This is a genomic window from Streptomyces sp. NPDC057445, assembly GCF_042802855.1.
Lineage (GTDB): Bacteria > Actinomycetota > Actinomycetes > Streptomycetales > Streptomycetaceae > Streptomyces.
In genome coordinates this window covers 48,011-71,782 of record NZ_JBHVDH010000003.1, presented here as the reverse complement: position 1 = coordinate 71,782, position 23,772 = coordinate 48,011, and the positions used below count along the sequence as shown (strand labels likewise).

The window sequence follows — 23,772 nt, the reverse complement described above, 5'->3', positions numbered from 1 at the left end:
CCCGCTCAGGAAGATCGGGAGTATCGGAAATGGTGGTAGAGGTGATGGACCGCGAAACCCATTCCCTCGTACATCTCCCGGGCCCCGTCGTTGTCCGACTCGACCTGCAGCCACGCCGCCGACGCGCCCTCCTCCAGAGCCTGCCGTGCCAGCGCCGCCATCACGGCGGACGCCAGCCCCTGCCGGCGGTGTGCAGGGTCGACCTCCACGGCCATGAACCCTGCCCAGCGTCCGTCGACCACACAGCGGCCGATCGCGGCGGGGACCTCCGACTCGCCGTGTACGGTCGCAAACCACACCGACGGACCGCTGGACAGTACCTGCAGCACATGAGGGCCCGGCACGCCGCCCGGCGCACCGCCCGGAACATCGAATCGCTGATAACGCCGTAGCCACGCCTCGTCGACCGAACGCCCCAGCCGCACCCGTGACACATCCGCGTCCAGGTCCGCGACCGGCGCCAGCCCGCCCACCCGCAGCTCCGCCGTCACCTCGCGCTCCCAGCCGCGCTGCTCCAGGTCCGCACAGAGCGCCTCCTGCGTGCCCTCGGCCCCGGTCGCCGTCTGGACATAGGCCGGAAGGTCCCGCTCCGCGTACCAGGCCCGAACGCGCCCGAGCGCGTCGTCCATCGGTATCCCCGGGTCACCCAGGGGCAGCACGGAATTCGCCCGCCGGGTGAATCCGCCCGCCGCCCGCAGCGTCCACTCGCCGAGCCGCTCGCTCTCGACCGGCAGCCAAGCCCGGGCCGAGGTCCGTGCCAGATCCTCGAAGGACGCCGCCGGAAGACCCCGTCGGCGTGCCGGAGCCGGCGGTACGACCTTGCCCGCGACCAGTGACGATTCCGGGATGCGGACGCTCTCACCGGTCCGGCGTGTGATCAGCAGCACACCGTTGTCCCATGATGTGAGAACCCCGACCGTGTCGGTGAACTTCCCCGCATCGGAACCGGCATCGGCGAGCCGCCGTACCGAAACGCGTTTTCCCACGTCAGAGGGGGTGATGCGGACCTCAAGACGTCCGCCCGCAGTGAATTCCACAGTTCAGTCCTCCCCTCCTGTTCGGATCATCCCCAGGAACGGAGATACTAGGTGCGGGCATCGACGACGCCGCGCTCCCGCGCAGCCCCGCGGCGAGCCGCAGACCGGACGCCGCGCCCTACCGAGGAGGAACGACAGCGTGACCTACGTCATCGCGCAGCCTTGTGTCGACGTCAAGGACAAGGCGTGCATCGAGGAGTGCCCCGTCGACTGCATCTACGAGGGCTCACGGTCCTTGTACATCCACCCGGACGAATGCGTCGACTGTGGTGCCTGTGAGCCGGTCTGCCCGGTCGAGGCGATCTTCTACGAGGACGACACTCCCGAGGAGTGGAAGGACTACTACAAGGCGAACGTCGAGTTCTTCGACGAGCTCGGTTCGCCCGGTGGCGCCTCCAAGCTGGGCCTGATCGAGCGCGACCACCCCTTCATCGCCGCACTGCCGCCGCAGAACGGCTGATCGTGCGATCTCGGTCCCGTACGGTGCGTCCGCCGTACGGGGCCGAGGCGTTTGCGCCCGTCCACGCCGTACGTACGAGAAAGAGAGCACCGTGTCCGCAGTCTCTTCGCGTCTCCCCGCCTTCCCCTGGGACAAGCTGGAGCCGTACAAGGCGACCGCAGCGGCCCACCCGGACGGCATCGTCGACCTCTCCGTCGGCACCCCTGTCGACCCGGTCCCTGCTCTGATCCAGCAGGCCCTTGTGGGGGCCGCGAACTCGCCCGGATACCCGACGGTGTGCGGGACGACGGCCCTCCGTGACGCGCTGGTCGGCTGGTGCGAGCGCCGGCTCGGCGCGGTGTCGTTCGCACACACCAATGTGCTTCCGGTGGTGGGGTCCAAGGAACTGGTGGCCTGGCTGCCGACCCAACTGGGCCTGGGCGCGGGCGACACAGTCGCCTACCCGCGGCTCGCCTACCCCACGTACGAGGTCGGTGCGCGGCTCTGCGGTGCGACGCCCGTCGTGTACGACGACCCCACGGAGCTCGACCCCACGGGGCTCAAGCTGCTCTGGTTGAACTCCCCGTCGAACCCCACGGGCCGGGTCCTGGCGAAGGACGAGCTGACCCGGATCGTGGCGTGGGCACGCGAACACGGCGTGCTCGTCTTCAGCGACGAGTGCTACCTGGAACTGGGCTGGGACGCCGAGCCGGTCTCCGTGCTCCACCCCGATGTCTGCGGCGGCACGTACGAAGGCATCGTGTCCGTCCACTCCCTCTCCAAGCGGTCGAACCTCGCGGGCTACCGCGCCGCCTTCATCGCGGGTGACGCGTCCGTCCTCGGCGAACTGCTGCAGATCCGCAAGCACGGCGGGATGATGACGCCCGCCCCGGTGCAGGCGGCGACGGTCGCGGCGCTCGGTGACGACACGCATGTCGCCGAGCAGCGGCTCCGGTACGCAGCCCGGCGGGCGGCGCTGCGCGAGGCTCTGCTGAAGCACGGCTTCCGGATCGAGCACAGCGAGGCGAGCCTCTATCTGTGGGCCACCCGCGACGAGCCCTGCTGGGACACGGTCGCGCGCTTGGCCGACCTGGGCATTCTCGTCGCACCCGGCGACTTCTACGGGGCCGCGGGCGAGCGGTTCGTGCGGGTCGCGTTCACGGCGACCGACGAGCGGGTCGAGGCGGCGGTCAAGCGCCTCGGATGAGGTCCGGGTGCTCCGGTGTCCCCGCGGCACGGCGGACGGGTGGCAGACGGCGGAGCGCAGGCGACAAGCCACAGACGACAGACGGAAGGGCCCTCGGGGAGTTCGTGCTCCCCGAGGGCCCTTCGTCCTGTCGCGCTCGCGCGTTACCGGCCGAGCAGTGCGTCGGCAGGCAGCTGGTCGGCCGGCAGGGGAGCGGCGGAGAGCTGGTCGGTGGGAAGAGGCGCGGCGGGGAGAGGCGCAGCGGCCGGCAGGGGGGCGGCCGCCGGAACACCGCCGCTCAGCGAACCGGCCGCGGGCACACCCTGCTCCGTCGCGGTGGCAGCGGTTCCGCCCACCAGGCCGGCCGCGGAGCCCGCAGCCCCTCCGGCCGTCTCCTGCGCGGCGGGGGCGCCCGTCCTGGCCGCCTGGCCGACGGTCTTGCTCGCGGTCGGCAGAGCCGTGCCGACCAGCTTGCCGCCGGCCTCGTTCGCCTGGCCGGCCGCCTGCTGTGCGGCGCCGTCCGTGCTTTCGCCGACTGCGGCGCCGTCGAGCTGGGTCAGCCCACCGCCCAGATTCTGGGCGGGCGCAAGGTCCATGGCGCTTGCGGAGCCGGCCGCACCGACCACGGGAGCTGCACCCGCTGCTACGAGCAGCGCGGCACGGGCGATCCGGCGGGTCAGGGGGAGGGACATGATGCTCCTTCGACGAGAGAACGTTGGGTGTTGCCTGTCCGGCGATCGGACGCAGTGACAACCGCCTTTGGGCCCGGAATGGTTGCGGTGACCACGGGTAAAGAGTTGGCAATGCATCGCATAATCGGCTGCGGACAAAAACGGGCGAACAATATGCGTCCAGGCAGTGTGCCGAACCGTCACTTCCCTTTTGGCGCAAGGGAATTGGGGAATACTGTCGAACGCGTCCGCACGTGCCGGAGAAATATCGACCCGACAGGAAGCGCGCCCCACTGGTGGGTGACGGACCGGACGCCTGCCCGATACGGAATTCCTAGCCGGGCTGCGGTGAGACGCGTCTTCTGTTCCGGCTGCCCAGCGACGGGAACGGGCCCGTGTCGCCTGAAGGACGGGAGGGGCCGAATACCGCGTACGGTCGGGCCGACCTGGCCGACCTGGCCGACCTGGGCGATCCGGGCGTCGGTCAGGCGCAGATGCGGGCGTCGGTCGGGCGCCGACGCGGGCGTACAGCCCTCGGACGCCGCGGCAGCGGGGCCACGAAGCCGCTCGTCGGCCGCGGTCCGCTCACCGGCGGGTCCGGGCTTCCGTGCCGCGCTACTGCGCCATGCGGATCCTGACCTCGCCCGCATCACGCGACTTCCCGGCCCTCCAGCCCTCGTCGGCCTCGTCCGCGCTCCATACCCGGCCCGCGTACGAGACCTCGGCGATGCGCAGTTCGGCCGCCTTGGCCACCGCCCAGTGCGCCAGTTCCCAGCCGCGCCGGGACGCGGATGCGCCTCCCTCGGACGTCGCCGCGCTCACCGGGAGCGTCAGCTCGGCAGGGCGCGGCGCACCGGAGCGGCCGGCTCCGGAGGACGCGGGTAGCACCCCCTCGCCGAACGCGCGTGTCAGCTCGGCGCGCACCTTCGCCGGGTCGCCCGCACCGGCGGCCTGCCCCGCCCTGCAGGTCAGCGACGCGGAGGCGCGGCCGGTGAGCGCCGCCGCCAGCAGCGAGGCGTCGGGCTCGTGCTTCGCGTACGCCTGAGGGAAGCCGCTGCGCTGGACCCGCTGGGCCGCCTCGGTCAGGGGCAGCCGTGAATAGCCCGGCACCTCGGCGAGGCGGTCGTAGAACATCCCGGCGGAGTACACCGGGTCGAGGATCTGCCCGGGTGTCCCCCAGCCCTGCGAGGGACGCTGCTGGAAGAGGCCGAGGGAGTCCCGGTCGCCATGCCTGATGTTGCGCAGCGCGGACTCCTGGAGCGCCGTCGCCAGCGCGATGGTGACCGCGCGCTCCGGCATCCCGCGCGTGGTGCCGACCGCCGAGATCGTGGCGGCGTTGCCGGCCATCTCCGGGGTCAGCTCGTACGACGTTCCGGAGCCGGAGCCGGAGTCGGAGCCGTCGGCCGAGCGCACCACACAGCGCGGCGCGCCGCCGCCCCCGCTCACGTACTGCACGACCACATATGCGACCAGCGCCAGCAGTACGGCCAGCGCGGCCGCGATGCGCAGATGGCGGCCGCGCCGGACGGGTGAGGCGGTCTCGGTCACGCTGCCACGGTACCGGCCTCCCGCCACCGCCCCGCCGGGGCCCGGGCCCGGGGACGCTAGGGTCGGGGCATGCCCGAGACCGCGCTTGATCTCTCCCTGGACGCCCCCGCGCTGACCGCCCGGCTCGTCGACTTCCCGTCGGTCAGCGGCAACGAGAAGGCCCTCGCCGACGCGATCGAGCAGGCGTTGCGTGGTTTGCCCCACCTGCGGGTCGACCGGCACGGCAACAACGTCGTCGCCCGTACGAACCTCGGCCGCGCCGAGCGGGTCGTCCTCGCCGGACACATCGACACGGTGCCGATCGCCGACAACGTCCCCTCCCGGCTGGACGACAACGGCGTCCTCTGGGGGTGCGGCACGTCGGACATGAAGTCGGGTGTGGCCGTCCAGCTGCGGATCGCCGCGACCGTTCCCGAGCCCAACCGCGACCTCACCTTCGTCTTCTACGACAACGAAGAGGTCGCCGCACACCTCAACGGTCTCGGGCATATTGCCGACGCACACCCCGGCTGGCTGGAGGGTGACTTCGCCGTACTGCTCGAGCCGTCCGATGCCCAAGTCGAGGGCGGGTGCCAGGGCACCCTGCGGGTCCATCTGCGTATGACCGGGGAGCGTGCACACTCCGCGCGCAGCTGGATGGGGTCCAACGCCATTCACGCCGCCGGGCCTGTGCTCGCCCGGCTCGCCGCCTACGAGCCGCGTCGCCCGGTGATCGACGGACTCGAGTACCGCGAGGGCCTCAACGCCGTGGGGATCGAGGGCGGTGTCGCCACCAACGTCATCCCCGACGAGTGCACCGTGGTGATCAACTACCGCTATGCCCCGGACCGCGGCATGGCGGAGGCCGAGGCCCACGTCCGCGAGGTCTTCGCGGACTGCGGAGTGGCCGAGTTCGTCGTCGACGACCACACGGGCGGTGCGCTGCCGGGGCTCTCCCACCCGGCCGCGGCCGCCTTCATGGAGGCCGTGGGCGGATCGGCACAGCCCAAGTTCGGCTGGACGGACGTCTCCCGGTTCAGCGCGCTGGGTGTCCCCGCGGTCAATTACGGACCCGGCGACGCGCTCTTCGCCCACAAGCGGGACGAGCAGGTGGCCATCGACAAGATCACGCACTGCGAGGAACGGCTCCGGGAGTGGCTCACAGCCTGACCTCTCACTGCCCGACCTCCGGAATTTCGCTCCCGGCCACCTCCGTCGACCTACCCTGACCTGGAACGAGCACAGCAGCGGAGGGAGCAGGTCATGGGCAACCCCGACGAAGCACGGCAGCCGAAGGAAAAGCGGCTGGGGCCGGTGCTGCGCCGCAGAGAGCAGATCCAGCCCGGCACCACGGACCAGCGACTGCTGGACACCGAGGGGGACTCCGAGTGGGTGCACACGGATCCATGGCGGGTCATGCGCATCCAGTCGGAGTTCGTCGAAGGCTTCGGGACCCTCGCCGAACTGCCCAGCGCCATCAGCGTCTTCGGCTCCGCCCGTACCGCGCCCGGCACCCCCGAGTACGAGGCGGCCGTGCGCATCGGCAGGGCACTGGTCGAAGCCGGCTTCGCCGTGATCACCGGTGGCGGGCCCGGCGCGATGGAGGCCGCGAACCGGGGTGCCCGCGAGGCCAAGGGCATCTCCGTCGGGCTCGGCATCGAGCTGCCCTTCGAGCAGGGGCTCAATGAGCACGTCGACATCGGCGTGAACTTCCGCTACTTCTTCGTCCGCAAGACGATGTTCGTGAAGTACGCGCAGGGCTTCGTGGTCATGCCCGGCGGATTCGGCACCCTGGACGAGCTCTTCGAGGCCCTGACCCTCGTCCAGACCCGCAAGGTGACCCGCTTCCCGATCGTGCTCTTCGGTTCGGCGTACTGGTCCGGCCTGGTCGACTGGCTGCGCAACACCGTGGTCGCCCAGGGCAAGGCGTCGGAGCACGACCTGTTGCTCTTCCACGTGACGGACGACGTGGAGGAGGCCGTCGCGCTGGTCACGAAGGAGACCGGCGAGCCCCCGCCCGTCCCCTACGAGGGCTACGAGGCCTAGAGCCCCTCGTTCGGATCTTGCCGGGCTCGCGGATCCTGCCGGACTCGCGCGCCCTGGCGCCGCACCTCGCTGCGTTGCCGTCGGTCGCCGACGTCCTCCAGCGGTAGCTGGGGTGAGATCGTCCTCGTACCTCGTACCTCGTAACCGGACGTCCTCGGACGACTCCGGCAACGCGGCGAATGTGCGTGCTGGGGGTACCTCCCCGGCGGAGCTCCGGGGGAGTCGCGAGCCAGGCGGAGTTCCCACACACTCGCCGCCCTTCGCACGCCCGCCCCCGCGCGCGAGGGCCAGGGCCGCGGCGAGGCTCAGCCGCCGTCGCTCAGGCCAGGCCCCGCCGGGCTACCGCCGGGGGCCTGTGCCCCGCGATCGACGCCACCATGTCCAGCACCTGCCGGGTCTCCGCCACCTCGTGGACGCGGTACACCTGCGCCCCGAGCCACGCCGACACCGCCGTCGTCGCGAGCGTGCCGATCAGCCGCTCCTTCACCGGCCGGTCGAGCGTCTCGCCGACGAAGTCCTTGTTGGACAGGGAGACCAGCACCGGCCAGCCCGTCCCTACCATCTCCCCGAGCCGACGGGTCGCCTCCAGCGAGTGGCGGGTGTTCTTCCCGAAGTCATGGCCGGGGTCGATGAGGATCGCGTCGCGGCGCACCCCGAGCTCCGCGGCCCGTTCGGCCAGCCCTGTCGTCACCCGCAGGACGTCCGCCATCACGTCGTCGTACGCGATCCGGTGCGGTCGCGTCCTCGGCTCTGCGCCGCCCGCGTGCGTACACACCAGTCCCACGTCGTACCGTGCGGCCACCTCGGCCAGCTTCGGGTCCACGCCGCCCCAGGCGTCGTTCAGAAGATCCGCGCCCGCCTCGCAGACCGCCGCGCCCACGTCGTGCCGCCAGGTGTCCACGCTGATCACCACGTCGGGGAAGCGGCGGCGCACCTCGGCGACGAAACCGACCGTGCGGCGGGCCTCCTCCTCGGCCGAGACCTCCTCCCCGGGACCGGCCTTCACCCCACCGATGTCGATGATGGCGGCCCCCTCCGACACCGCCTGCTCGACGCGGTCGAGCGCGGGCTCGTCGCGGAACGTCGCGCCCTGGTCGTAGAAGGAGTCCGGAGTCCGGTTCACGATCGCCATGATCACCGGCTCGTGCGCACCGAATTCGCGCCGGCCCAGCCGCAGAGTTCCGCTGCGCATCCCGTGTTTCCTCCTCGCGTTCCGTCGCCTGCGACCCTAACTGCCGGTGGCGCATGGCACGATCGGCAGCGACGGTTTCCTGCTCCGGGGAGAGGCACGCTGTGTTCTGGTTCTTGCTGATCGCGATGGTCGTCGTGGTCGCCGCGGTCACGCTCGCGGTGGTGGGCGGCGGTGAGACCGCGGTCCTTCCGGAGGCGGCGCCCGAGCAGCTCGTGGACCCGCTGCCGCAGACGCGCCCCGTGGACCGCGCGGACATCGAGGCGCTGCGGCTTCCGGTGGCGCCGCGGGGCTACCGGATGGCGGATGTGGACGAGGTCCTCGACCGGCTGGGTGCGGAGCTCGCCGAGCGGGACGCCAGGATCGCCGAGCTGGAGTCGGCGCCGGCCGGGCGCCAGGCGCCGCGGGCGGGGGCGACCGAGCCGTTCGACGAGCCTGGGGAGCGGCGCGGCGGCATGTTCGACAAGCGGCCCGACGCGGGGGAGGACGAGCGGACCGACGACGAGCCGTACCAGCGGCCCACCCGTCGGCCCGGCGAGGAGCAGGGGCGATGAGCAGCGGCGCGATCGCGGGCCCGGACGGGCGGCTGCGCTGCCCCTGGGGCCTGTCCACCGATGACTATGTGACGTACCACGACGAGGAGTGGGGCCGCCCGGTCCACGGGGACGACGCCCTGTTCGAGCGGCTCTGTCTGGAGGCGTTCCAGTCCGGGCTGTCCTGGATCACGATCCTGCGCCGCCGTGAGACCTTCCGGGCGGCCTTCGACGGTTTCGGGATCGCGTCGGTGGCGGCCTTCACCGACGCCGACAAGGAGCGGTTGCTCGCGGACCCTGGAATCATCCGCAACCGCGCCAAGATCGAGGCGACCCTCGCCAACGCCCGCGTGCTGGCCGACTGGCCGGCCGGGGAGCTCGACAAGCTGATCTGGTCGTACGCACCGGACCCGGGGGGCCGCCCGGCGCCGCGCACCACCGCGGACATCCCGGCGGTCACGGACGAGTCGACGGCCCTGTCCAAGGACCTCAAGAAGCGCGGCCTGCGCTTTGTCGGCCCCACGACCGCCTACGCACTGATGCAGGCCTGCGGTCTGGTCGACGACCACCTTGCGGACTGTGTCGCCCGCGGGGGTGCGCCTCTGGCGGCGTGAGCCGGCCCGGCGTCGACCGGCAGGCCTGCCCCTACCGGCAGGCCTGCCCGCGGACGGACCGGCCTGCCCCGGGAACGCCGGCGTTCCCGGGGCCCGCCTCCTGGGGACCGGCCGGCCCGGCAAGTTCCGAACGAGAGGCCCTAGCGGCCCAGGTACCTGGGCTTCTCCTTGGCGACGAACGCCTGGACCGCGATCGCATGGTCCTCTGAGGCGCCCGCCCTGGTCTGCAGCTCGTCCTCCTTGGCCAGCGTCTCGGCGAGCGAGTGTGCAGCCCCGTACGCCAGGGACTCCTTGATCGCCGCGTACGCCACGGTCGGGCCGTCGGCCAGGGCACGGGCGACCGCGGCCGCCTCGGCGGCGAGATCCTCCGCCGGTACGAGCTTGTTCGCGATGCCCAGGTCGTAGGCCTCCTGAGCGGAGATCGAGCGGGGGAAGAGCAGCAGGTCGGCGGCGCGGCTCGCCCCGATCAGCCGGGGCAGCGTCCAGGAGACGCCCGAGTCCGCGGTCAGCGCGACCCCGGCGAAGGAGGTCGTGAACTTCGCCGAGTCGGCGACGACCCGGTAGTCCGCGGCCAGCGCGAAGCCGAGACCTGCGCCCGCCGTGACCCCGTTCACCCCGGCGACCACCGGCTTCGGCATCTCGGTCAGCGCCCGCACGATGGGGTTGTAGTGATCACGCACGGTGTTCATCGTGTGGCTCGTGCCTGCCTCGCGGTCGGAGACGAGCAGCGAGATGTGCTCCTTGAGGTCCTGGCCCACACAGAACGCGCGTCCCGTGGCGGTCAGGAGCACCGCCCGTACGCTCTCGTCCGCCGCGGCGGCCAGGGCGCTGTCCCGTAGGGCTTCCTTGGCCTCGACGTTCATCGCGTTCATGGCCTCGGGCCGGTTGATCGTGATGGTCGCGAGTCCGTCCTTCACCTCGTACAGCACGGTGTCGGCCATGGCGGTGTCCCCTTTGCGGCTCGGTCGATGCGATCGTGTGGAGCCCAGCATGGCGGAGATCGCGAAGGCCGGACATACGCACCGGTATGTGACCTGCGTCAAAGAAATGCGGGCCCTCTGTGTCGGTGCGGTGGCGAAGTATCGCAGGCGGATCGCCGAATTGGGTGGTTTTGCGAAAGCGCGTTGCGCAAGCGATGCAGACCGATGTTGGTCATCGGGTCCCGCCATGCGGGATAATGGCTGGGAAGCAATGTGTTCGATGCCGGTGACGTGTGCCCACCCAGGGGGCCGTCGGCTGACGATGAGCTGGTTTCAGGAAGGGGAACGAGCATGGCGGCCATGAAGCCGCGGACGGGCGACGGCCCGCTCGAGGTGACCAAGGAGGGGCGGGGCATCGTCATGCGCGTTCCGCTCGAAGGCGGCGGTCGGCTCGTCGTCGAGCTGACTCCTGACGAGGCCGACGCCCTCGGCGACGCCCTCAAGAAGGTCGTCGGCTGACGCGGAAAGCGCCCTCACCTTTCGACACTGCCCCGGTACGGTACGACCGTGCCGGGGCACTGTCGTACCGGGGGCGGGGGCCGGGGGCCGGGGGCAGCGAACAGCAGACAGTGAGGCGCCGGATCAGCCGCGGCGGACCGCGCAGAGCAGCCCGTCACCCACCGGCAGCAGTGACGGCAGCAGCTCCTGGCTCTCGCGCACCGCCCGCAGCAGTTCCCGCATCCGCAGCACCTCGGCCGGCTGAGCCGCAGAATCGACCGTGCGGCCGTCCGCGAAGACGCCCTCGAAGCAGACAAGACCGCCAGGCCGCAGCAGGCGCAACGATTCAGCGAGATAGTCCAGCGACTCCATCGGGTCGCCGTCGCAGAAGACGAGGTCGTATCCGCCGTCCGCGAGTCGCGGCAGTACGTCCAGGGCGCGGCCGGGGATGAAACGTGCCCGGTTCCCCGTGAAGCCCGCGGCGCGGAACGCCTGCCGTGCGAACTGCTGGCGCTCGGGCTCGGGGTCCACGGTCGTCAGTACGCCGTCGGGCCGCATGCCCTGGAGCAGATAGATCCCGGAGACGCCCGTGCCGGTACCGATCTCCGCCACGGCCTTGGCGTCCGCCGTCGCGGCCAGCAGTCGCAGCGCGGCGCCGGTGCCTGGCGACACCGAGGGCAGCGCTGACTCCCGGGACCGCTCACGGGCCCAGCGCAGTGCTTCGTCCTCGGCGACAAAGGCGTCGGCGAACGCCCAGCTCGTCTGCCGGTTGGCGGTGATGACCCTCTCCTGTCCCCGTAGTTGGCGCAACGGTGACTGTATCCGCTGAGCCCGGGAACCCGCAGATGGGACCGGGCGTTATCAAGAGGCGGGAAGGAATTCGCGGGTGACCGTGGACCGGCCCTAAATTCGCGTAAAGATTCTTATCCGGAGCTAACGGGCGAGGTGGCTATGGTAGGGGCTCCACTGGACACCACCAGAGCCGACAGGGGAGGTGCGGCTGCGCCTGTGGATCGGAGAGGGGTGCTGAGGCGCCTTCTTGGATCGTCGGGTGAGCCGAAATCCGTGACCGACACCGCTGACGCCCATTCCCTGCCCCACAGCTCTTCGAGCACGGGAGGCGCCCCCAGCGACTCCGTAGCCACCGCGAGGTTCGCATCGGATGCGGAATCCCAGGCGTGGACTCCTCCTTCCTGGGAGGACATCGTCAGCACGCACAGCGGTCGGGTCTACCGTCTCGCTTACCGTCTGACCGGCAACCAGCACGATGCGGAGGACCTCACCCAGGAGGTCTTCGTCCGCGTCTTCCGCTCCCTGTCGACGTACACGCCGGGGACGTTCGAGGGCTGGCTGCACCGCATCACGACGAACCTCTTCCTGGACATGGTCCGCCGCAAGCAGCGGATCCGCTTCGACGCGCTCGGCGACGACGCGGCCGAGCGGCTGCCCAGCCGGGAGCCGTCACCCCAGCAGGTCTTCCACGACACGCATTTCGACGCCGATGTGCAGCAGGCCCTGGACACCCTGGCGCCCGAGTTCCGTGCCGCCGTGGTGCTCTGTGACATCGAGGGACTGTCGTACGAGGAGATCGCGGCCACGCTCGGCGTCAAGCTGGGCACGGTCCGCAGCCGTATCCACCGCGGCCGCTCCCATCTGCGCAAGGCCCTCCAGCACCGTTCTCCCGAGGCGCGTGCGGAGCAGCGCGCGCTTGCGGGCGTGGCCGGGGAGGGCGGTACGGCGTGAGCGGCATCGGCCCCACCCCCGCGGAGCAGCACCTGGGGGACCGGCTCGCTGCCCTGATCGACGGCGAGCTGAAACATGACGCGCGCGAGCGGGTGCTCGCGCACCTTGCGACCTGTCCCAAATGCAAGGCCGAGGCGGACGCACAGCGCCGGCTGAAGAGCGTGTTCGCGGCGACCGCCCCTCCACCGCCCTCCGAAGGGTTCCTCGCGCGCCTGCAGGGCTTGCCCGGCGGGCCGCCCGCAGGGCCGCCCGCCGGTGACGACGACGGACAGAGACCGCTCGGCGGGCGGCCTCTCGGCCAGGGCGTCTTCGGCGTGACCCCGGACGACTTCGGGTACGGACCCGGTCCCGGGTTCCGTATCCACGACGTGGGACGGCAGGAGGCCGAGCGCTCCGTGTGGCGCGGCCGCAGGTTCGCGCTGACCGCGGCAAGCGCGGTCTCCTTCGCGGCGATCGCCCTGAGCGGGACGCTGCCGCTGGCCACACCGGGCGACGGTTCCGCCCGCGCCGACCAGCGGGGGAACAGCGTGACACCCCAGCGCAGCATGAGCACGTCGGTCGGATCGGGCACGGAGACGGGACGACGCCGCGGCGTTGCGAGCAACGGCGAGCAGGTGGTCGGCCCGCTCTCCCGGAGCGTGACGCAGATGCAGGCGCCGGCCCACCCGTTCTCCGCCCCGGGTCTGCTCACCGGAGCCCCGCCGGCGTTGATACGCCCCACGGGCTCGGCGTTCCAGTTCGCCACCGCCTCCACCCCGACTCCCACGGCCACCCCGTATCCCAGCGAGCTCACGGCCCCGAACCGGCGATGACGCCGGGAAGCCGCCGCCGCGCTGTGTGACGCCACACGTAAACCTGATTGAATCCAGGGAAGAGTGCCCGGCGGGGTGCGCGCGGAACGGCAGTTGCGGGGAGAGCATGGAGAACGGGAAGCAGACGGGTCCCAGGCCGAAGTGGTGGAGCCGTCCGCGCCACACGTCCGCGGAGCACCACCTCCTGGGCATGGCTCAGGCCCCCGCTTCCCTTTCCGCCGACCCGGAACCGACGGAACCGGCCACGCGCACCGACATCGCGGACGACCGGTCCGAGTACACGCTGGCGGCACCGGCACCGGCACCGGCACCGGCACCGGCACCGGCACCGGCACCGCAAGCACAGGCACCGGCGGACGCGCCCCGGCCGTCCTCCGAGGCGGCTCCCGCCCCTGCGCCCGCAGGCACCTCTGTGCCTGAACCGTCCATCGCGCCCGAGCCCGTACCCGCCACGGCGCAGGGCTCCGGTGCACAGCCGCTCCACCAGCCCGACGAGTACCGGACGCCGCCCTACGGCGGTCCGGGGCCATGGGCTCCCGCGCCGCCGGTGCAGCGGCCCATGGGGACTCCGGCGCACGGGACGGCCGTCCCCCCGCAGCAGCAACCGGTGGGCGGCGCGTACGCCACGCCCGCCCCCGCCGGCCCGCTGCCGGCCCCCGCGCCGCAGCCGACGGCTCCCGCCCAGTGGACCCAGTACGACCCCTGGAGCGCACCCGGAGCCACCGTTCTGAGCCATGCCGGTGAGCCGACGAAGAAGAAGTCCCGGCGCGGCGCCGCCTTCGCGGGAGCCCTGGTCTTCGCGCTGCTCGCCGGGGCGCTGGGCGGCGGCGTCGGCGCCTATCTCGAACGGAACGGCGGAATCACCACGGTCGAGCTGCCGCAGGCCGGTCCCGAGGACTCCGGCCGCGCCCCGGAAAGCATCGCGGGCATCGCAGCCAGCGCCCTCCCCAGCGTCGTGACGCTGCATGTGAGCGGAAGCGGCGAGCAGGGCACAGGCACCGGCTTCGTCCTCGACAAGCAGGGCCACATCCTCACCAACAACCACGTCGTCGACCCTGCCGGCAGTTCCGGCGACATCTCCGTCACCTTCAGCGGCGGCGAGACCGCCCCCGCCAAGCTGGTCGGCAAGGACAGCGGCTACGACCTCGCCGTCGTCAAAGTCACCGGCGTCTCCGGGCTCAAGCCGCTGCCCCTCGGCAACTCCGACAACGTCCGCGTCGGTGACCCCGTCGTCGCCATCGGCGCCCCCTTCGACCTGCAGAACACCGTCACCGCCGGAATCATCAGCGCCAAGGAGCGCCCCATCACGGCGGGCGGCGAGAAGGGCGACGGCAGCGACGTCAGCTATGTCGACGCACTTCAGACCGACGCCCCGATAAACCCCGGCAACTCCGGCGGTCCCCTCGTCGACTCGAAGGCCCGGGTCATCGGCATCAACAGCGCCATCCGTGCCGCGGACAGCGGCGCGGGCCCCGAGGGCGGCGGCGGCCAGGCCGGTTCCATCGGACTCGGCTTCGCCATCCCCATAAACCAGGGCAGGCGTGTCGCCGAGGAGCTCATCAACACGGGCAAGGCCACACACCCGGTCATCGGGGTCAGCCTCGACATGAAGTACACCGGCGACGGCGCCAGGGTCGGTGAGAAGGACAAGGCAGGCGCTCCGACCGTCACCGCCGGAGGCCCGGCCGCCAAGGCCGGCATCCGCCCGGGTGACGTGATCACCAAGGTCGACGGCCAGCGGGTGCACAGCGGCGAGGAGCTCATCGTCAAGATCCGCTCCCACCGGCCCGGCGACAGGTTGGAACTGACCGTGGTCCGGGGCGGCAAGGAGCAGACGAAGGCGCTGACGCTGGGCTCGGCGAGCGGCACGTAACGGACACCTGGAGGTACCGCACCGACAGATCGGCCGGGTACCGTGGAGCCCGGTTCCATCCCGTCGACCGGCGGCACGCGGTGATCCAGCAGCGGGCACGGAGAACACGAACACGAGGAGCAGCAAGGTGTTCAATGACATAGGCGCACTCGAGCTCGTCACGCTCGTGGTCCTCGCCGTGCTCGTTTTCGGCCCGGACAAGCTGCCGAAGGTCATCCAGGACGTCTCGCGCTTCATCCGCAAGATCCGCGAGTTCTCCGACAACGCGAAGCACGACATCCGCAGCGAACTGGGCCCGGAATTCAAGGACTTCGATTTCGAGGACCTGAATCCCAAGACGTTCATCCGCAAGCAGCTCGGTGAGAACGGCGATCTCAAGGAGCTCCGCAGCAGCTTCGATCTGCGCAAGGACCTGAACGAGGTCGCGGACGCGGTCAACGGCAAGGAGCCCGACACCTCCGCCACGGCCACCGTCGGGGGGACCGCGGACCTGCTCAAGAAGCGCGAAACCGTCGATCAGGGCGAGCGTCCGCCCTTCGACGCAGACGCCACCTGAGCCACCCGAGTGGCATCAATCCCTACGAGTCGGTGCGAGGTGGCTATCCTCCATCTGTCCGGAACCGAGGACGCCCGCGGGGGGCGGGCCGCTCCGGACCTTGATCGAGGAGGCGGCCGGATAGATGGAGACGACGAGTCGGGTAGGGGCGGCGCAGAGCACGCCCAGCACGTCCGCAGCTGAGGAGGTGCCCGCGGCCCGGCGCACGGTCGACGGCTATCTGCGCGCACCGTTCCCCTGGTACGGACTGGACGAGGCCTTCACGGGGCCGCGCTGGCTGATGCAGGTCGGCGCCACCGCGGACGGCACGGTGCAGCACGGCTCCATGGGCCATGGCGAGGAGCCGTCGATAAAGTCCGACGCCTCGGGGACCGAGAAGGAACGCTTCGCGGTGGTGGTGACCGTCGCCGCGAGCCCCGTACGCGGCAGCGGTGACGGTACGGGCGTCCTGGACGCCACGACGGTGTCCTCCGCGGCCTGGCTGGCAGGTTCGGGGCTGCTTGCCTACACCTGGCCCGCGCTGCTCGACCACGCGCTGCGGGACGACTGGCTGGACCAGCAGACCGAGACCGCCTTCGAGCTGGCGGACGACCTGGCCGGTCCGGCGTGGTCCGAGCTGTCGCTGCCGGTGGACGGGGTGCCTGTGCCGTTCCACTACCGCGAGTCCGAGTTCGGCTGGGTGCTGGCCGGGTCTGCGGGCAGCGCGGGGGTCCACATCGGAGCCTACGGACGAGGGATGAGCGCCTACGGGCTGGGCTTCTCGGTGGTGCAGGACCTCGGCGTCTACGCCTGAGAGAGGGCCGCGCGCCGGCCCGCGGCCGTATCCCGATCCGCGCCCGCGGCCGTATCCCGATCCGCGCCCGCGGCCGGACGGTTCGGCCTCGGCACGGCAGTGCCGGACCTTTCGTGGCACCGTACGGCCATGCATGTGCGCCCGGGCCTCCGTACGTGAGGTGGCCATGGCGAAGGGGGCACCGCTCACCATGAGCGGTGCCCCCTTCGGGCACGGAGCAACGACGCGGTGCGCCGCCGCCCCGTCAGAACTTGTTGCGCGGGGTGATGCCCAGCGACATGCCGGAGAGCCCGCGCTGGCGACCGCCGAGCTTGCCGGCGATCGCGCGGAGGGCCGAGCCCGCCGGGGACTCGGGGTCGGTCAGCACGACCGGCTTGCCCTCGTCGCCGCCTTCGCGCAGCCGGACGTCGATCGGGATCTGGCCCAGCACCGGTACCGTCGCGCCGGTCGTCCTCGTCAGACCGTCGGCCACCGCCTGGCCGCCGCCGGTGCCGAAGACGTCCACCATCTCGTCGCAGTGCGGGCAGGGAAGGCCCGACATGTTCTCGACGACGCCGACGATCTTCTGATGGGTCTGTACGGCGATGGAGCCGGCCCGCTCCGCGACCTCGGCCGCCGCCTGCTGCGGGGTGGTGACGACCAGGATCTCCGCGTTCGGCACCAGCTGGGCCACGGAGATCGCGATGTCACCGGTGCCCGGGGGCAGGTCGAGCAGGAGGACGTCCAGATCGCCCCAGTAGACATCCGCGAGGAACTGCTGGAGCGCGCGGTGCAGCATCGGGCCGCGCCACACGACCGGGGCGTTGCCCGGGGTGAACATACCGATCGAGATGACCTTCACGCCGTTCGCCGACGGCGGCATGATCATGTTCTCGACCTGGGTGGGGCGGCCGTCGGCCCCCAGCATGCGCGGCACGCTGTGGCCGTAGATGTCGGCGTCGACGACACCCACCTTCAGCCCGTCGGCGGCCATCGCGGCCGCCACGTTCACGGTCACGGAGGACTTTCCGACGCCACCCTTGCCGGAGGCCACCGCGTAGACCCGGGTCAGCGAGCCGGGCTTGGCGAAGGGCACCTCGCGCTCGGCGGTCGTGCCGCGCAGCGAGGCTGCGAGCTCGCGCCGCTGCTCGTCGCTCATCACGTCCAGCGACACATCGACCCGGGTGACGCCCTCGACGCGGGAGACGGCGTCGGTGACCCGCTGGGTGATGGTGTCGCGCATCGGGCAGCCGGAGACGGTGAGATAGATCGTGACGGCGACCGCGCCGTCGTCCCCGAACTCGACCGACTTGACCATGCCGAGGTCGGTGATCGGCTTGTTGATCTCGGGGTCGTTCACCGTCGCCAGTGCTTCGCGCACCGCGTCTTCCGTAACCATACGGACGATGGTACGGCGCCTGGTCCCGGCCCGGGGGCCCCTGTCAGCGGTCGCCTTCGTCACGTCGGCGGGAGGCCTCGGGAGGGAATACGCCGTGCCGGTCCACCAGGTCTTTGCGGATGTCCTCGAACTCGGAGCGGATCCAGTCGCGGGTCGCCACCTCGCCCAGACCCATACGCAGCGCCGCGATCTCCCGGGTCAGGTACTCCGTGTCGGCGATGGACCGCTCGTTCTGTGCCCGGTCCTGCTCCAGGTTGACGCGGTCGCGGTCGTCCTGACGGTTCTGTGCGAGCAGGATCAGCGGGGCCGCGTACGACGCCTGCAGCGACAGCGCGAGCGTCAGGAAGATGAACGGGTACTCGTCGAAGCGCAGCCCCGGTGGCGCGAAGATGTTCCACAGCACCCAGACGATGATCGTCAGGGTCATCCAGACGATGAATCGCCCCGTCCCCAGGAAGCGGGCGATCTTCTCCGAGAGCCGTCCGAAGGCCTCCGGGTCGTACTCAGGGAGCATCCTCCGCCGCGGGGCCCGCGGGATGTCCAGGCGGACCCGCGGCCGCTGGCCGGTGGCGCGCTCTCGTTCCCGTTCGCGTTCCCGTTCCCGTTCCCGTTCCCGCTCTCGTTCTCGCTCGCGTGCCCGGTCCCTTCCCTCCCCGCGTCCGTCCCCCCGTCCGGGCAGTCCGTGTTCACTCGACATCGACTGCTCCCGCTCCCGACACCGCCCCGTCGAACTCCGCCTCGCGCCAGTCGTCCGGCAGCAGGTGGTCGAGCACGTCGTCCACTGTCACGGCTCCGAGGAGCGCCCCGCTCGCGTCCACGACGGGCGCGGCCACCATGTTGTACGCGGCGAGATAGCTGGTGATCGCGGGCAGCTGGGTGTCCGGGCCGAGCGGCGGCAGATCGCTCTCGATGATCGAGCTGACCAGCGTGAACGGAGGGTCCCGCAGCAGCCGCTGGAAGTGCACCGTGCCCAGGTACTTGCCCGTCGGTGTCTCGTCGGGCGGCCGGCAGACGTACACCTGCGCGGCGAGGGCGGGGGAGAGGTCCTGCTGACGCACCCGCGCCAGCGCGTCGGCCACCGTGGCGTCCGGGCGCAGCACGATCGGCTCGGTCGTCATCAGTCCGCCGGCCGTCCGCTCCTCGTACGCCATCAGCCTGCGCACATCGGCCGCGTCGTCGGGGCGCATCAGCCTCAGCAGCCGCTCCTTGTCCTCCTCCGGAAGCTCCGAGAGCAGATCGGCGGCGTCGTCCGGGTCCATGGCCTCCAGGACGTCCGCGGCCCGCTCCTCCTTGAGCTTCCCGAGGATCTCCACCTGTTCGTCCTCCGGCAGTTCCTCCAGCACGTCGGCGAGCCGGTCGTCGTCGAGGGCCGCCGCGACCTCGGCACGCCGCTTGGGGGAGAGGTGGTGCAAGGCGTTGGCGAGGTCCGCGGGCCGCAGCCGCTCGAAGGTGGCGACCAGGCTCTCGGCGCCCTGCCCGTGCTCCTCCAGCGAGAAGCCGGTGACCGCGGACCATTCGACGGTGAGTGCCTCGCCCTTGCGGCGCAGGGCCCCGCCCTTTCCCTTCCGTACGAAGACCTTGTGGATCTCCCAGTCCCGGCGGGCCGGGAGCTGCTGGACGGCGACGTCCAGGACGGTGACCTCCTCGCCCGTCTCGACGAGGCGGACGCGCCGGTCGAGCAGTTCGCCGAGGACGAGGCGCTCGGTGGGCCGCTGCTCGAAGCGGCGCATGTTCACGACGCCGGTGGTGATGACCTGCCCGGACTCGACGCCGGTGATCCGGGTCATGGGAAGGAAGATCCGGCGGCGGCTGTGCACCTCCACGACCATGCCGAGCAGCCGTGGCGGGCGGCCGCCGACGCGGAGCATGGCAACGAGGTCGCGTACCCGCCCCACCTGGTCGCCGTTGGGGTCGAAGACCGGGACTCCGGCAAGGTGCGATACGAAGATCCGGGGGGCGCTTGCCGCCATGCTCCGCGCCTCCTCCGTGCCGGCCATTGCCCTGAGATGCCGCTTTTCATCGGCTTCAGGCTAGCCCGTGCCGGTCCATGCCGCCCCTGAGATCGGACCGTACGGCTCCCCTCTCGACGGTGCGATGACCACGGGTACGCTGCCGTCTTGCCACCCCCCACCTGTACGAGAGGCAGTGCGCACGTGACCGCTCTCCCCCCGGCCGCCGTGGCCCGGGCCCGCCGGGCCGGGCTCCCCGTCGCACTCTGCGTGGGGCTGGCCGCGGTCCTCACGGGCTGCGGCGGTGAGGACCCGGACGCAGGGACGAACGGCGTCGGCAAGCTGGAGCCGAGCGCGATCGAGGAGAAGGCCCGGACGGCGGCGAACGGGGCCGAGGCGGTACGGCTCGCCGGGACGCTGGTCTCCAAGGGGGGCACGTACAAGCTGAACATGCGGCTCAAGAAGAGCGGCGGGATCGGCTCGGTCACCACGAAGAACTCGACCTTCGAGCTGCTGCGGGTCGGTGACGCGCTCTATCTGAAGGCCGACGCGGGCTTCTGGAGCCACGGGGACTCCGACGGCGACGGTACGTCCGAGCCGCCCGGCAAGGAGGACGGGTCCGCCGCGGACAAGCTCGACGACATGTACGTCAAGGTCCCGGACGACGATCCCTCGTACAAGCAGCTCCGCGGATTCACCGAGATGGACGTGCTGCTGGACGGCCTTCTCGGGCTGCACGGGAAACTCAGCAAGGGCGACCGCGACGAGGTCGGCGGGGTACGCACCGTCAAGGTGCTCGGCGGTGAGGGCGGCGGCGGCACCCTCGATGTGTCCCTCGAGGGCAAGCCTTACCCGCTTCGGTTCGCCCGGGCGGGAGGCGCGGGCGTGCTGACCCTTGCCGAATGGAACACCGACTTCGCGCTGAAGGCTCCGACCAAGGAGGAGACGGTCGACTACGGCCGCGAGCTGCCGCGCACGAGCGACTGAGGCGTACGCGCCCGCGGCCGGCGGGCGGCCTGACGGGCCGGGTGGTCCCTGGCCCGCCGGTCCAGGGCGCTGCCCGCGCGGAAGCCGGCCCGCCCTCGGCCACGTGAGTGGGCCCGGCGGGCGTCAGCCGGACTTCTTGCGCCCGCGCCGCAGCAGGCGCGGCAGAGCCGCCGGGATCGGGTGGCGGGTCGTCGCCGGCGTGGGCAGTGGGGCGGCGGCCAGGGAGTCGTGAGGATGCTCGGTGGTCGACCCGCACGGTTCGAGCCGCAGCACCCGGCACTCGCTCGCCCAGCGCTCCGTCATCCGCTCGCCGTCCGGCGCGTTCAGCCGCTTGCCCTTCAGCTCGGCGACCGCGGCCTGCCACGCCTCCGTGTCCGGCGCCAGTTCGCTCACCACGGCCTTCCACGCCACCAGGCGGCCGCCCTTGTCCTTGCTTCGTACGGTCACCTCTGCGGTGGAGCCGTCCGTCAGCCCGGGCAGCGGCTGTTCGCCCGGCCCGTCACCGACGACGTACGCCGCGCCGTCGTGCCATACGTGCCAAAGGGCCCGCGCATGGCCGGTGCCCCGGACCCAGATGAGGCCGGACTTCTTGGTGGCCTCCTCGACGAGGGCCTGGCCGAGCAGAGCGTCGTTCATGCCCGCAGCCTATTAGAGCCAGCCGTTGCGCTTCAGCGTGCGGTGGATGGTGAGACAGATCCCGACGATGCCGACGAGCACCATCGGGTACCCGTACCGCCAGTGCAGCTCGGGCATGTGGTCGAAGTTCATGCCGTAGATGCCGCAGACCGCCGTGGGTACGGCGATGATCGCGGCCCAGGAGGTGATCTTGCGCATGTCTTCGTTCTGCGCGACCGTCGCCTGCGCCAGATTCGCCTGGAGGATCGAGTTCAGGAGCTCGTCGAAGCCGATGACCTGCTCCTGCACCCGCGCCAGGTGGTCGGCGACGTCGCGGAAGTACTTCTGGATGTCCGGGTCGACCAGCCGCATCGGCCGCTCGCTCAGCAGCTGCATGGGCCGCAGCAGTGGCATGACCGCCCGCTTGAACTCGAGCACCTCGCGCTTGAGCTGGTAGATGCGCCCGGTGTCCGCACCGCGCGTGCTGCCCTTCGAGGGCGCCGAGAAGACATCGATCTCGATCTCGTCGATGTCGACCTGGACCGCGTCCGCGACGGCGATGTACCCGTCCACGACATGGTCCGCGATGGCGTGCAGCACCGCAGAGGGGCCCTTGGCGAGCAGCTCCGGGTCGTCCTGCAGCCGGTGCCGGAGGTTGCGCAGCGAGCCCTGACCGCCGTGCCGCACGGTGATGACGAAGTCGGGCCCGGTGAAGCACATCACCTCGCCGGTCTCGACGACCTCGCTGGTCGCCGTCAGCTCCGCGTGCTCGACGTAGTGGATGGTCTTGAAGACGGTGAAGAGCGTGTCGTCGTACCGCTCGAGCTTGGGACGCTGGTGGGCGTGGACGGCGTCCTCCACGGCCAGCGGGTGGAGTCCGAACTCGGCGGCGATACCGGAGAACTCCTCCTCGGTCGGCTCGTGCAGCCCGATCCATGCGAAGCCGCCGCCCTCGCGCACCCGCAGCATCGCCTCGTGCGGAGTGAGGCAGGGCTCGTCCTCCACGCGCTTGCCGTCGCGGTAGACGGCGCAGTCGACGACGGCGCTGGAGGCGGACGGGTCACGGGTGGCGTCGTACGTGCTGTACGGACTGATGCTCTTGCGCAGCGCGGGGCGGACCGCTTCGCGCAGGTCACGGATCATCGACATGGCAGGCTCCTTCACGGAGAGGCCGCCGGTGCGAGGCGTGGCACAGCCCGGAACGAGGACGTTTTCTGGATACGTCCGCAAAGCGGGCGGCACCGCGGGACGCGGTGACGGCGTTCGCTACAGACAGTCAGGCAAGGACGAAGTGCTCTTCCGTCGTGCGCGGTGCCATGAAGCGATGCGGAAAGCCCTCAGCTCTGACGGGCCGGACGGCGCGTTTCAGAAACTGAGAGATCGCGCGGAAGAGCGGTTGGTACTGCACGGTCGACTTCGATCCACCGCAGCCCCACCTCCTCCGGCCGGTCCCCCGTGGGGGATGACGTGTCGTCGGGATCCGAGAGCGACGCTTTGCGTGCTGTCCCGAACAGGCGGCCAAGCCTATCAGCCGACTGAGGGTCAATCCCTTTCTTTGCCCCTTCCTGATGCGATCTATGCTCGCGGAATGGGAGAAGTTCTTGCTCTGGTCGAGGCCCGGCTGTTCACGGCTCTGGGGGAGCCGGACGCGCGCGCCGCTGTGACCTTCCTCGGTACGGACCGGATCGAGGTGCTCCGTTTCATCGACGGGGACATCGTCCGGTACGCCACGCTGGGCATGTCCGCCCAGCCCATGAACGACCCGAAGGACGTGCTCGCCGACCCCGTGAAGGGGCCTCGCGCCGAGCTGATCCTGTCGGTACGTGCCGGGCTCGCCGACACCGACAAGGTGCTGCGCCCGCTCGCCGTCTTCGGGTCGTCACCGCAGGTGGAGGGTGTGATCGTGGCGCCCGGCAACTCGATGGACACCGGTGAACCGCTGTGGCCGGAGGCGCCGTTCTCGTCCGTCCTGGTCGCTGAGCCGGGCGGTCTGGTCGAGGACCTCGAGCTGGACGGCCCCATGGACCCGGTGCGCTTCCTGCCGCTGCTGCCGATGACGCCGAACGAGGCCGCGTGGAAGCGGGTGCACGGAGCGGCGGAGCTCCAGGCGCGATGGCTGAAGCACGGAACGGATCTGCGTGATCCGCTGCGCAGGTCCGTCCCGCTGACGTGATGTCAGTGGCCGTGAAGTGACGTATCTCATGGCACAGTTGGGGCGCGGGTCGGCCTGACGGAGGCTCAGTCGGCGACGGGTGCGCGGAGGCGCCGCCCCCTGCCCCGGGTCGGCAGTCCGGGCGCCCGGTGCCGTGCGGCGAGAATGCCTGATGAATGTACGGTGCAGTCACTTTCTTCTGCTGAACCCGGGTGAAACCGCCGTACCGGACGGGTGATCGTCCTTGACGCGGC

The 23,772-nt window shown here is 71.0% G+C and carries 25 protein-coding genes; 14 read left to right on the top strand and 11 right to left on the bottom strand.

The features are described 5' to 3' along the window. Positions 1–5: 5 nt before the first annotated feature. Positions 6–1,037 carry a GNAT family N-acetyltransferase gene (locus ACFU5O_RS08275; protein ID WP_384237937.1) on the bottom strand — a complete coding sequence of 344 codons (1,032 nt, stop codon included), beginning with the start codon at positions 1,035–1,037 and terminating at the stop codon, positions 6–8. A 139-nt stretch (positions 1,038–1,176) separates the two neighbouring features. On the opposite strand from ACFU5O_RS08275, the gene fdxA reads away from it, so the two are divergent. Continuing rightward, positions 1,177–1,497, top strand: a complete 321-nt coding sequence (gene fdxA, locus ACFU5O_RS08270; protein WP_003985062.1) for a ferredoxin — start codon at positions 1,177–1,179, stop codon at positions 1,495–1,497. A 91-nt stretch (positions 1,498–1,588) separates the two neighbouring features. Then, on the top strand, positions 1,589–2,683 hold the full coding sequence (locus ACFU5O_RS08265; RefSeq protein WP_384237935.1) for a bifunctional succinyldiaminopimelate transaminase/glutamate-prephenate aminotransferase: 1,095 nt from the start codon (positions 1,589–1,591) through the stop codon (positions 2,681–2,683). Positions 2,684–2,826: 143 nt separating this feature from the next. Here ACFU5O_RS08265 and ACFU5O_RS08260 read toward each other — a convergent pair whose 3' ends face one another. Further along, positions 2,827–3,354 (bottom strand): ATP-binding protein, encoded by a 528-nt coding sequence (locus ACFU5O_RS08260; protein ID WP_384237933.1) that lies wholly within the window; start codon positions 3,352–3,354, stop codon positions 2,827–2,829. A 594-nt stretch (positions 3,355–3,948) separates the two neighbouring features. Continuing rightward, entirely contained in the window at positions 3,949–4,881 is a 933-nt protein-coding gene (locus ACFU5O_RS08255) for a hypothetical protein (protein WP_384237932.1), read from the bottom strand. Between the two features lie 69 nt (positions 4,882–4,950). Between ACFU5O_RS08255 and dapE the strand changes: the two genes are divergently transcribed. Both dapE and ACFU5O_RS08245 read left to right on the top strand, forming a co-directional pair. Continuing rightward, positions 4,951–6,030, top strand: coding sequence for a succinyl-diaminopimelate desuccinylase (gene dapE, locus ACFU5O_RS08250; protein ID WP_384237930.1), 1,080 nt, complete (start codon positions 4,951–4,953; stop codon positions 6,028–6,030). 93 nt (positions 6,031–6,123) lie between these two features. Beyond that, complete coding sequence (locus ACFU5O_RS08245; RefSeq protein WP_384237929.1) at positions 6,124–6,906, top strand: TIGR00730 family Rossman fold protein; 783 nt, start codon at positions 6,124–6,126, stop codon at positions 6,904–6,906. Positions 6,907–7,225: 319 nt separating this feature from the next. On the opposite strand, the gene folP is transcribed toward ACFU5O_RS08245, so the two are convergent. Beyond that, positions 7,226–8,098: a dihydropteroate synthase gene (folP, locus tag ACFU5O_RS08240; protein WP_384237927.1), complete on the bottom strand. Its 873-nt coding sequence runs from the start codon at positions 8,096–8,098 to the stop codon at positions 7,226–7,228. Between the two features lie 101 nt (positions 8,099–8,199). On the opposite strand from folP, the gene ACFU5O_RS08235 reads away from it, so the two are divergent. Beyond that, on the top strand, positions 8,200–8,649 hold the full coding sequence (locus ACFU5O_RS08235) for a DivIVA domain-containing protein (RefSeq protein WP_384237925.1): 450 nt from the start codon (positions 8,200–8,202) through the stop codon (positions 8,647–8,649). Beyond that, positions 8,646–9,242, top strand: a complete 597-nt coding sequence (locus tag ACFU5O_RS08230) for a DNA-3-methyladenine glycosylase I (RefSeq protein ID WP_384237923.1) — start codon at positions 8,646–8,648, stop codon at positions 9,240–9,242. The genes ACFU5O_RS08235 and ACFU5O_RS08230 overlap by 4 nt, the downstream gene beginning before the upstream one ends. Before the next feature lie 140 nt (positions 9,243–9,382). On the opposite strand, the gene ACFU5O_RS08225 is transcribed toward ACFU5O_RS08230, so the two are convergent. Then, positions 9,383–10,183 (bottom strand): enoyl-CoA hydratase/isomerase family protein, encoded by an 801-nt coding sequence (locus ACFU5O_RS08225; protein ID WP_384237922.1) that lies wholly within the window; start codon positions 10,181–10,183, stop codon positions 9,383–9,385. 330 nt (positions 10,184–10,513) lie between these two features. Here ACFU5O_RS08225 and ACFU5O_RS08220 point away from each other — a divergent pair, with 330 nt between their 5' ends. Further along, the gene (locus ACFU5O_RS08220) at positions 10,514–10,681 is read left to right on the top strand and encodes a DUF3117 domain-containing protein (protein WP_003966491.1); all 168 of its coding nucleotides are present in this window, start codon (positions 10,514–10,516) and stop codon (positions 10,679–10,681) included. Positions 10,682–10,804: 123 nt separating this feature from the next. On the opposite strand, the gene ACFU5O_RS08215 is transcribed toward ACFU5O_RS08220, so the two are convergent. Continuing rightward, entirely contained in the window at positions 10,805–11,470 is a 666-nt protein-coding gene (locus ACFU5O_RS08215; RefSeq protein ID WP_384237920.1) for an O-methyltransferase, read from the bottom strand. A gap of 141 nt (positions 11,471–11,611) precedes the next feature. Between ACFU5O_RS08215 and sigE the strand changes: the two genes are divergently transcribed. From sigE to ACFU5O_RS08190, 5 genes are all read left to right on the top strand, one after another. Continuing rightward, positions 11,612–12,403 (top strand): RNA polymerase sigma factor SigE, encoded by a 792-nt coding sequence (sigE, locus tag ACFU5O_RS08210; RefSeq protein WP_384237918.1) that lies wholly within the window; start codon positions 11,612–11,614, stop codon positions 12,401–12,403. Continuing rightward, entirely contained in the window at positions 12,400–13,215 is an 816-nt protein-coding gene (locus ACFU5O_RS08205; protein WP_384237916.1) for an anti-sigma factor family protein, read from the top strand. The genes sigE and ACFU5O_RS08205 overlap by 4 nt, the downstream gene beginning before the upstream one ends. Positions 13,216–13,321: 106 nt before the next feature. Beyond that, positions 13,322–15,088 carry a S1C family serine protease gene (locus ACFU5O_RS08200; protein ID WP_384237915.1) on the top strand — a complete coding sequence of 589 codons (1,767 nt, stop codon included), beginning with the start codon at positions 13,322–13,324 and terminating at the stop codon, positions 15,086–15,088. A gap of 127 nt (positions 15,089–15,215) precedes the next feature. Continuing rightward, a complete protein-coding gene (locus tag ACFU5O_RS08195; protein WP_384237914.1) occupies positions 15,216–15,644 on the top strand; it encodes a sec-independent translocase in 429 nt (142 codons plus the stop codon). A 124-nt stretch (positions 15,645–15,768) separates the two neighbouring features. Then, complete coding sequence (locus tag ACFU5O_RS08190; protein ID WP_384237912.1) at positions 15,769–16,437, top strand: hypothetical protein; 669 nt, start codon at positions 15,769–15,771, stop codon at positions 16,435–16,437. A 244-nt stretch (positions 16,438–16,681) separates the two neighbouring features. On the opposite strand, the gene ACFU5O_RS08185 is transcribed toward ACFU5O_RS08190, so the two are convergent. From ACFU5O_RS08185 to ACFU5O_RS08175, 3 genes are read right to left on the bottom strand one after another with little or no spacing between them, the layout of a single operon-like run. Beyond that, positions 16,682–17,815: an Mrp/NBP35 family ATP-binding protein gene (locus ACFU5O_RS08185; protein ID WP_384237911.1), complete on the bottom strand. Its 1,134-nt coding sequence runs from the start codon at positions 17,813–17,815 to the stop codon at positions 16,682–16,684. 43 nt (positions 17,816–17,858) lie between these two features. Continuing rightward, positions 17,859–18,512: a DUF1003 domain-containing protein gene (locus ACFU5O_RS08180; protein ID WP_384237909.1), complete on the bottom strand. Its 654-nt coding sequence runs from the start codon at positions 18,510–18,512 to the stop codon at positions 17,859–17,861. Then, on the bottom strand, positions 18,502–19,785 hold the full coding sequence (locus ACFU5O_RS08175) for a magnesium transporter MgtE N-terminal domain-containing protein (RefSeq protein WP_384237907.1): 1,284 nt from the start codon (positions 19,783–19,785) through the stop codon (positions 18,502–18,504). Before ACFU5O_RS08175 ends, ACFU5O_RS08180 begins: the two co-directional genes overlap by 11 nt. A gap of 183 nt (positions 19,786–19,968) precedes the next feature. On the opposite strand from ACFU5O_RS08175, the gene ACFU5O_RS08170 reads away from it, so the two are divergent. Then, entirely contained in the window at positions 19,969–20,751 is a 783-nt protein-coding gene (locus ACFU5O_RS08170) for a hypothetical protein (protein WP_384237905.1), read from the top strand. Between the two features lie 123 nt (positions 20,752–20,874). On the opposite strand, the gene ACFU5O_RS08165 is transcribed toward ACFU5O_RS08170, so the two are convergent. Both ACFU5O_RS08165 and ACFU5O_RS08160 read right to left on the bottom strand, forming a co-directional pair. Next, positions 20,875–21,387 carry a hypothetical protein gene (locus tag ACFU5O_RS08165; protein ID WP_384237903.1) on the bottom strand — a complete coding sequence of 171 codons (513 nt, stop codon included), beginning with the start codon at positions 21,385–21,387 and terminating at the stop codon, positions 20,875–20,877. Between the two features lie 12 nt (positions 21,388–21,399). Next, complete coding sequence (locus tag ACFU5O_RS08160; protein WP_384237901.1) at positions 21,400–22,515, bottom strand: magnesium and cobalt transport protein CorA; 1,116 nt, start codon at positions 22,513–22,515, stop codon at positions 21,400–21,402. Positions 22,516–22,954: 439 nt separating this feature from the next. On the opposite strand from ACFU5O_RS08160, the gene ACFU5O_RS08155 reads away from it, so the two are divergent. Next, positions 22,955–23,539 carry a suppressor of fused domain protein gene (locus tag ACFU5O_RS08155; protein ID WP_384237899.1) on the top strand — a complete coding sequence of 195 codons (585 nt, stop codon included), beginning with the start codon at positions 22,955–22,957 and terminating at the stop codon, positions 23,537–23,539. The last annotated feature ends 233 nt before the right edge of the window (positions 23,540–23,772 follow it).